This is a genomic window from Rhizobium moroccans, from assembly GCF_057559155.1.
On the sequence record NZ_JBHFJG010000050.1, the window covers coordinates 9,339 to 18,329 of the forward strand.

6 protein-coding genes are annotated in these 8,991 nt (G+C 59.7%); 5 read left to right on the forward strand and 1 reads right to left on the reverse strand.

Annotated features, from left to right (window positions below):
• The first annotated feature begins 183 nt into the window (after positions 1-183).
• Positions 184-4,392 carry a DNA-directed RNA polymerase subunit beta' gene (gene rpoC / locus ACE04I_RS24610; protein WP_046792699.1) on the forward strand — a complete coding sequence of 1,403 codons (4,209 nt, stop codon included), beginning with the start codon at positions 184-186 and terminating at the stop codon, positions 4,390-4,392.
• A gap of 163 nt (positions 4,393-4,555) precedes the next feature.
• On the opposite strand, the gene ACE04I_RS24615 is transcribed toward rpoC, so the two are convergent.
• Complete coding sequence (locus tag ACE04I_RS24615; RefSeq protein ID WP_046792698.1) at positions 4,556-4,852, reverse strand: hypothetical protein; 297 nt, start codon at positions 4,850-4,852, stop codon at positions 4,556-4,558.
• A 492-nt stretch (positions 4,853-5,344) separates the two neighbouring features.
• Here ACE04I_RS24615 and rpsL point away from each other — a divergent pair, with 492 nt between their 5' ends.
• From rpsL to ACE04I_RS24635, 4 genes are all read left to right on the forward strand, one after another.
• Positions 5,345-5,716 (forward strand): 30S ribosomal protein S12, encoded by a 372-nt coding sequence (gene rpsL, locus ACE04I_RS24620; protein ID WP_003507760.1) that lies wholly within the window; start codon positions 5,345-5,347, stop codon positions 5,714-5,716.
• A gap of 87 nt (positions 5,717-5,803) precedes the next feature.
• Complete coding sequence (gene rpsG, locus ACE04I_RS24625; RefSeq protein ID WP_046792697.1) at positions 5,804-6,274, forward strand: 30S ribosomal protein S7; 471 nt, start codon at positions 5,804-5,806, stop codon at positions 6,272-6,274.
• A gap of 33 nt (positions 6,275-6,307) precedes the next feature.
• Complete coding sequence (gene fusA / locus ACE04I_RS24630) at positions 6,308-8,407, forward strand: elongation factor G (RefSeq protein ID WP_046792696.1); 2,100 nt, start codon at positions 6,308-6,310, stop codon at positions 8,405-8,407.
• Positions 8,408-8,470: 63 nt separating this feature from the next.
• Positions 8,471-8,991, forward strand: a 521-nt coding sequence (locus tag ACE04I_RS24635) for a GTP-binding protein (protein ID WP_487207666.1), incomplete at its 3' end; no start/stop codon positions are given.

The window sequence follows — 8,991 nt, forward strand, 5'->3', positions numbered from 1 at the left end:
ATGTGTATAAGAGACAGCCCTGGAGGTGCCCCCCGCTCCCGACGCCGGTTCCCGCCGGCAGGATCGGGAAAGTTTCGCCGCATTTCGCGGCTAAGACTGTTTTAAAGCGTCGGATGGTTCGTCCCGGGAAATTGGACCGTACCGATCGCAAGCCGAGGGCTTCCGCCCCTAAAGGAGATAGGCATGAACCAAGAGGTCATGAATCTTTTCAACCCGCAGGTGCCTGCGCAGCATTTCGATTCGATCCGTATCTCGATCGCGTCGCCCGAGAAGATTCTCTCCTGGTCCTACGGCGAAATCAAAAAGCCGGAGACCATCAATTACCGCACGTTCAAGCCGGAACGCGACGGTCTCTTCTGCGCGCGCATCTTCGGACCGATCAAGGACTACGAGTGCTTGTGCGGCAAGTACAAGCGCATGAAGTACAAGGGCATCATCTGCGAAAAGTGCGGCGTGGAAGTCACCCTGTCGCGCGTTCGCCGTGAGCGCATGGGCCATATCGAGCTCGCCGCTCCCGTCGCCCATATCTGGTTCTTGAAGTCGCTTCCGTCCCGCATCGCGACGCTTCTCGACATGACGCTCAAGGATGTCGAGCGCGTTCTCTATTTCGAGAACTATATCGTCACCGAGCCGGGCCTCACGTCGCTTAAGGAAAACCAGCTTCTTTCCGAAGAAGAATACATGATCGCCGTCGACGAGTTCGGCGAGGATCAGTTCACCGCGATGATCGGAGCCGAGGCCATCTACGAGATGCTCGCCTCGATGAATCTCGAGAAGATCGCCGGGGACCTTCGCTCCGAGCTTGCCGACACCACGTCGGATCTCAAGCAGAAGAAGCTGATGAAGCGGCTGAAGATCGTCGAGAACTTCATCGAATCCGGCAACCGCCCGGAATGGATGATCATGAAGGTCATCCCGGTGATCCCGCCGGACTTGCGTCCGCTGGTTCCGCTGGACGGCGGCCGTTTCGCGACGTCTGACCTCAACGATCTCTATCGTCGCGTCATCAACCGTAACAACCGTCTGAAGCGGCTCATCGAGCTGCGCGCGCCGGGCATCATCATCCGCAACGAAAAGCGCATGCTGCAGGAATCTGTCGATGCGCTGTTCGATAACGGCCGCCGCGGCCGCGTCATCACGGGTGCCAACAAGCGCCCGCTGAAGTCGCTTTCCGACATGCTGAAGGGCAAGCAGGGCCGGTTCCGTCAGAACCTGCTCGGCAAGCGCGTCGACTATTCCGGCCGCTCGGTCATCGTGACCGGTCCGGAACTGAAGCTGCACCAGTGCGGTCTTCCGAAGAAGATGGCGCTCGAGCTCTTCAAGCCGTTCATCTATGCCCGCCTTGACGCCAAGGGTTACTCCTCCACCGTCAAGCAGGCCAAGAAGCTGGTCGAGAAGGAAAAGCCGGAAGTCTGGGATATCCTGGACGAGGTCATCCGCGAGCATCCGGTTCTCCTGAACCGCGCTCCGACGCTGCACCGCCTGGGCATCCAGGCCTTCGAACCGATCCTGGTCGAAGGCAAGGCTATCCAGCTGCACCCGCTCGTCTGCACGGCCTTCAACGCCGATTTCGACGGCGACCAGATGGCCGTCCACGTGCCGCTGTCGCTCGAAGCTCAGCTCGAAGCCCGCGTGCTGATGATGTCGACGAACAACATCCTGCATCCGGCAAACGGTGCCCCGATCATCGTGCCGTCGCAGGACATGGTTCTCGGCCTCTACTACCTCTCGATCTTGAACCAGAACGAGCCGGGCGAAGGCATGGCCTTCTCCGACATGGGCGAACTGCACCACGCTCTGGAAAACAAGGTCGTGACGCTGCACGCCAAGATCAAGGGCCGCTACAAGACCGTCGATGCCGACGGAAAGCCGGTTTCGAAGATCTATGAGACTACGCCCGGCCGCATGATCATCGGCGAGCTTCTGCCGAAGAACCCGAACGTGCCTTTCGACATCTGCAACCAGGAAATGACCAAGAAGAACATCTCCAAGATGATCGACGCGGTTTACCGCCATTGCGGCCAGAAGGACACGGTGATCTTCTGCGACCGCATCATGCAGCTCGGCTTCACCCATGCTTGCCGCGCCGGCATTTCGTTCGGCAAGGACGACATGATCATTCCGGATACCAAGGAGAAGATCGTCGGTGATACCGAAGCCCTGGTGAAGGAATACGAGCAGCAGTACAACGACGGCCTGATCACTCAGGGCGAGAAGTACAACAAGGTCGTCGACGCCTGGGGCAAGGCTACCGAAAAGGTCGCCGAAGACATGATGGCCCGCATCAAGGCCGTCGAGTTCGACGCCGAGACCGGTCGCCAGAAGCCGATGAACGCGATCTACATGATGTCCCACTCGGGCGCCCGCGGTTCTCCGAACCAGATGCGCCAGCTTGGCGGCATGCGCGGCCTCATGGCCAAGCCGTCGGGCGAGATCATCGAAACGCCGATCATCTCGAATTTCAAGGAAGGCCTGACCGTGAACGAGTACTTCAACTCGACGCACGGCGCCCGTAAGGGTCTGGCAGACACCGCCTTGAAGACGGCAAACTCCGGTTACCTGACCCGCCGTCTTGTCGACGTCGCTCAGGACTGCATCGTCAACATGGTCGATTGCGGCACCGAGAACGGTCTCACCATGACCGCCATCGTTGACGCCGGCCAGGTCGTGGCCTCGCTTGGCGCCCGTATCCTGGGTCGTACGGCTCTCGACAACATCGATCATCCGGTTTCGGGTGAGCGCATCGTCGACGCCGGCAAGATGATCCTCGAGCCGGATGTCATCGAAATCGAGAAGGCTGGCATCCAGTCGATCCGCATTCGTTCGGCGCTGACCTGCGAAGTCCAGACGGGCGTCTGCTCGGTCTGCTACGGTCGAGATCTGGCACGCGGAACGCCCGTCAACATGGGCGAAGCCGTCGGTGTCATCGCTGCTCAGTCGATCGGCGAGCCGGGCACCCAGCTCACCATGCGTACCTTCCACTTGGGTGGCACGGCGACCGTGGTCGACCAGTCCTTCCTGGAAGCCTCGTATGAGGGCACGGTGCAGATCAAGAACCGCAACATGCTGCGGAACTCCGAAGGCAATCTCGTCGCGATGGGCCGCAACATGGCAGTCACCATTCTCGACGAACGCGGTGTCGAGCGCTCCTCGCAGCGCGTTGCTTACGGTTCGAAGATCTTTGTGGACGATGGTGACAAGGTCAAGCGCGGTCAGCGTCTCGCCGAGTGGGATCCCTATACCCGCCCGATGATGACGGAAGTCGCAGGTACCGTTCAGTTCGAGGACGTGGTGGACTCCATCTCGGTTTCGGAATCGACGGACGAATCCACCGGCATCACCAAGCGTCAGGTCATCGACTGGCGTTCGACGCCGCGTGGTACCGACCTCAAGCCGGCGATCGTCATCAAGGATGCCTCCGGCAACATCATGAAGCTCACCCGTGGTGGTGATGCCCGCTTCATGCTGTCGGTCGACGCCATCCTCTCGGTCGAGCCCGGCCAGAAGGTATCTCAGGGTGACGTTCTTGCTCGCGTGCCGATGGAAAGCGCCAAGACCAAGGACATCACCGGTGGTCTGCCGCGCGTCGCCGAACTCTTCGAAGCTCGTCGTCCGAAGGATCACGCCATCATCGCAGAGATCGATGGCACGATCCGGCTCGGCCGCGACTACAAGAACAAGCGTCGCGTCATGATCGAGCCGGCTGAAGACGGTGTGGAGCCGGTCGAGTACCTGATTCCGAAGGGCAAGCCCTTCCATCTTCAGGACGGCGACTACATCGAGAAGGGCGACTACATCCTCGACGGCAACCCGGCGCCGCACGACATTCTGGCAATCAAGGGCGTGGAGGCTCTGGCTTCCTACCTCGTCAACGAGATCCAGGAAGTCTATCGACTGCAGGGCGTTGTCATCAACGACAAGCACATCGAGGTCATCGTCCGTCAGATGCTGCAGAAGGTCGAGATCACCGACAGTGGTGACAGCCAGTACATCGTCGGCGACAATGTCGATCGTATCGAACTGGACGAAGCCAACGAACGGCTCGCGGAAGAGGGCAAGAAGCCCGCTTACGGCGATCCGGTCCTGCTCGGCATCACCAAGGCATCGCTGCAGACGCCGTCCTTCATCTCGGCCGCATCCTTCCAGGAGACCACCAAGGTCCTCACGGAAGCTGCGATCGCCGGCAAGATGGACACTCTGCAGGGGCTCAAGGAGAACGTCATCGTCGGTCGTCTCATCCCGGCCGGTACCGGCGGCACCATGACCCAGATCCGCCGCATCGCCACTTCGCGGGACGAACTCATCCTCGAGGAGCGCAAGAAGGGCACCGGAGCTTCGGCTGCAACGCCGATGCTGCAGGACATGGCCGGCGAAAATACGCCGGCCGAGTAAGGTGAGGGCAGGGGATGCGTCCCCTGCAATCGCCGGATCAGTCAACGAAAAAAGCCCGGATCGTTTCGATCCGGGCTTTTGCATTATGGGCTCGACTGTGAGGAATGCAGAACCGTCACTACCGCACATCCCCGTTCAGGGATTTCGGTCGCGATGGGCGCCTTTACGAGTCGAAGCGGATGATCGCGACCTCGCCTTCGAGCGCGCCCTGATAGGCGGAGGCATGCGGCTCCTCCGTGGGGATATCGGTCAATATGCCGATCTGGTCGAGCTCGGCTTCGGTGAACCCCTCTTCGGAAAGGGCGTTCAAGGCTTCGCGCACGGCGGAATCGTCATCGGCGGCGCTCAACAGGATATGCAGGTCGATGCCTTCGCCGCCCTTGATTTCATAGGCCTTGCCGATAATGATGAACACCATCGGCCCTTCGAGGTTATTGTCGTTGTCGGGGTTGCCGATCATCATGTTCTCCGTATCGATTGCCGGAAAGACGTTGAACGCCGAACCGGCCGGAAGGTTCTCGGATTTCCTTAACGCCGGCCATACCGATTCCCAAACACTATCTGCCGGGGGGAGGATGAAATCGTCGAGATTTCATCCGGCAAGGCGCTCCGGGCCTATTCTGCCGGGCTTGCATCTATTAATTTTTGCTTTTTAGCTTGACGAGAAGGGGTGAAAACAGTAAACGCCCCGCATCGGAAGCGATGTGAGGCTTGCCCGTTTGGAACGAGTCGTTCCTTGAGTAAACCTCAGACACGGTTCGAAACACGCACGTTGACGACACGAATGCTGCACGCATGACGCATGAGGAATGCGTCCTCTGCCTTGGGTGGTCCATCCGGAAAACCGGGTCGGGCCACGTTTTGCGCATGAGGGGATGTGTGTGCCGCCGCCGGAAACGGCATCAGATTGGCCCGAAAAGGGTTTGAGACGAAATTTGCAAGGGATGGTTATATGCCTACCGTAAACCAGCTGATCCGCAAGCCGCGCCAGGCACAGGTAAAGCGCAATAAGGTACCTGCTCTGCAGGAAAACCCGCAGAAGCGCGGCGTTTGCACCCGCGTCTACACCACGACCCCGAAGAAGCCGAACTCGGCTCTGCGTAAGGTCGCCAAGATCCGCCTGACCAACGGCTTCGAAGTCATCGGCTACATTCCGGGTGAAGGCCATAACCTTCAGGAACACTCCGTAGTGATGATCCGTGGCGGCCGCGTCAAGGACTTGCCGGGTGTTCGCTACCACATCATCCGCGGCGTTCTCGATACCCAGGGTGTCAAGAACCGTAAGCAGCGTCGCTCCAAGTACGGTGCGAAGCGTCCGAAGTAATCCTTCGGTCCGAGGTTTTTTACACGGCGCTGCGCGAGGTTCTCCGCGTGATAAGGCGCCTTAACAGTTCAAGAGACGAGAAGTAGTATGTCCAGACGCCATCGTGCAGAAAAGCGTGAGATCAACCCGGACCCGAAGTTCGGCGATCTGATCGTCACCAAGTTCATGAATGCGATCATGCTTCACGGCAAGAAGTCCGTGGCTGAAAGCATCGTTTATGGTGCTTTCGATTCCGTTCACGGTCGGTCGAAGCAGGAGCCTCTCACGGTCTTCCATCAGGCGCTTGAGAATGTCGCTCCGCACGTTGAAGTGCGTTCGCGCCGCGTTGGTGGTGCAACCTACCAGGTCCCGGTGGATGTTCGCCCGGAGCGCCGTCAGGCTCTCGCCATCCGCTGGTTGATCGCTGCCGCCCGCAAGCGTAACGAGACCACCATGGTGGATCGTCTCTCGGGTGAGCTTCTGGATGCTGCCAACAACCGTGGCAGCGCCGTCAAGAAGCGTGAAGACACGCATAAGATGGCGGACGCCAACCGCGCGTTCTCGCATTACCGTTGGTAATCGTCATCCGATCGAATTTCGAAAGGCAGTCCTATGGCTCGCGAATATAAAATCGAAGACTACCGTAACTTCGGTATCATGGCGCATATTGACGCCGGCAAGACGACGACCACCGAGCGTATCCTTTATTACACCGGCAAGTCGCACAAGATCGGCGAAGTCCATGATGGCGCGGCCACGATGGACTGGATGGAGCAGGAGCAGGAGCGTGGCATCACGATCACGTCTGCTGCGACCACGACCTACTGGAAGGGCCGTGACGGCAAGACCCGCCGCTTCAACATCATCGACACCCCCGGCCACGTCGATTTCACCATCGAAGTGGAGCGTTCGCTGCGCGTTCTCGACGGCGCCATCGCGCTGCTCGACGCCAACGCCGGCGTAGAGCCGCAGACGGAAACCGTCTGGCGTCAGGCCGAGAAGTATCATGTTCCGCGCATGATCTTCTGCAACAAGATGGACAAGACCGGTGCGGACTTCTACCGCTCCGTCGAGATGATCAAGACCCGCCTCGGTGCGACCGCCGTTGTCATGCAGCTGCCGATCGGCGCAGAAACCGAGTTCAAGGGCGTTGTCGATCTGATCGAGATGAATGCTCTCGTCTGGCGCGACGAATCGCTCGGCGCCCAGTGGGACGTCGTCGAGATCCCGGAAGACATGAAGGCCAAGGCTGAAGAATATCGCGAAAAGCTGATCGAGACCGTTGTCGAGATCGACGAAGCCGCGATGGAAGCCTACCTCGAAGGCACGATGCCGGACAACGATCAGATCCGCGCGCTCGTCCGTCGCGGCACGATTGACGTCAAGTTCCACCCGATGTTCTGCGGTACCGCATTCAAGAACAAGGGCGTTCAGCCGCTTCTCGACGCGGTTGTCGACTACCTGCCGTCGCCGCTCGACATTCCGGCGATCAAGGGCATCGACTTCAAGACCGAAGCCGAGATCGAGCGCCATGCCGACGACAGCGAGCCGCTGTCCATGCTGGCCTTCAAGATCATGAACGACCCCTTCGTCGGTTCGCTGACCTTCGCACGCATCTATTCCGGCAAGCTCGAAAAGGGTTCGTCGGTTCTCAACACGGTCAAGGACAAGCGCGAGCGCGTCGGCCGCATGCTGCAGATGCACTCCAACTCCCGTGAAGACATCGAAGAAGCCTTCGCAGGCGACATCGTTGCTCTCGCAGGCCTGAAGGAAACCACGACGGGCGACACGCTCTGCGATCCGCTGAAGCCGGTTATCCTCGAGCGCATGGAATTCCCCGAGCCGGTCATCCAGATCGCGATCGAGCCGAAGTCCAAGGGCGACCAGGAAAAGATGGGCCTCGCGCTCAACCGCCTGGCAGCAGAAGATCCGTCCTTCCGCGTCAAGACCGACCAGGAATCCGGCCAGACCATCATTGCCGGCATGGGCGAACTTCACCTGGACATCATCGTCGACCGCATGCGTCGCGAGTTCAAGGTTGAAGCGAGCGTCGGTGCGCCGCAGGTTGCTTACCGTGAAACGATCACGCGTCAGCACGAAGAAGACTACACGCACAAGAAGCAGTCCGGTGGTACCGGCCAGTTCGCGCGCGTCAAGATCGTCTTCGAACCGAACCCAGATGGCGAAGATTTCGTCTTCGAATCCAAGATCGTCGGTGGTGCCGTTCCGAAGGAATACATCCCGGGCGTGCAGAAGGGTATCGAAAGCGTTCTGTCTTCGGGCCCGCTCGCCGGCTTCCCGATGCTGGGCGTCAAGGCGACCCTCGTCGACGGTGCCTTCCACGACGTGGACTCCTCGGTTCTCGCCTTCGAAATCGCTTCTCGCGCTTGCTTCCGTGAAGCTGCGAAGAAGGCTGGCGCTCAGCTCCTCGAGCCGATGATGAAGGTCGAGGTCGTGACGCCGGAGGATTACGTCGGTGACGTGATCGGCGACCTGAACTCCCGCCGTGGTCAGATCCAGGGCCAGGAATCGCGCGGCATCGCCGTCGTGATCAACGCTCATGTGCCGCTGGCCAACATGTTCAAGTATGTCGATAACCTGCGCTCCATGTCGCAGGGCCGTGCTCAGTATTCGATGGTCTTCGACCATTACGCACCGGTCCCGTCGAACGTGGCAACGGAAATCCAGGCAAAGTACTCCGGTCAGAAGTGACCGGAGTAACCCGCTGAAAAAGTAGAGAATTTTCCCGTCAAGGGACAAGAACGGAGAGCCGCAATGGCAAAGAGCAAGTTTGAGCGCACGAAGCCTCACGTCAACATTGGCACGATTGGTCACGTTGACCATGGCAAGACGTCCCTGACGGCGGCCATCACCAAGTATTTCGGTGAGTTCAAGGCTTACGACCAGATCGATGCGGCTCCGGAAGAGAAGGCGCGCGGGATCACGATTTCGACGGCGCACGTCGAGTACGAGACGCCGAACCGTCACTATGCGCACGTCGACTGCCCCGGCCACGCCGACTATGTGAAGAACATGATCACCGGTGCGGCGCAGATGGACGGCGCGATCCTGGTATGCTCGGCTGCCGACGGCCCGATGCCGCAGACGCGCGAGCACATCCTGCTGGCCCGTCAGGTCGGCGTTCCGGCGATCGTCGTGTTCCTGAACAAGGTCGACCAGGTCGACGACGCCGAGCTTCTCGAGCTCGTCGAGCTTGAAGTTCGCGAACTTCTGTCGTCCTACGACTTCCCGGGCGACGACATTCCGGTCATCAAGGGCTCGGCGCTTGCCGCTCT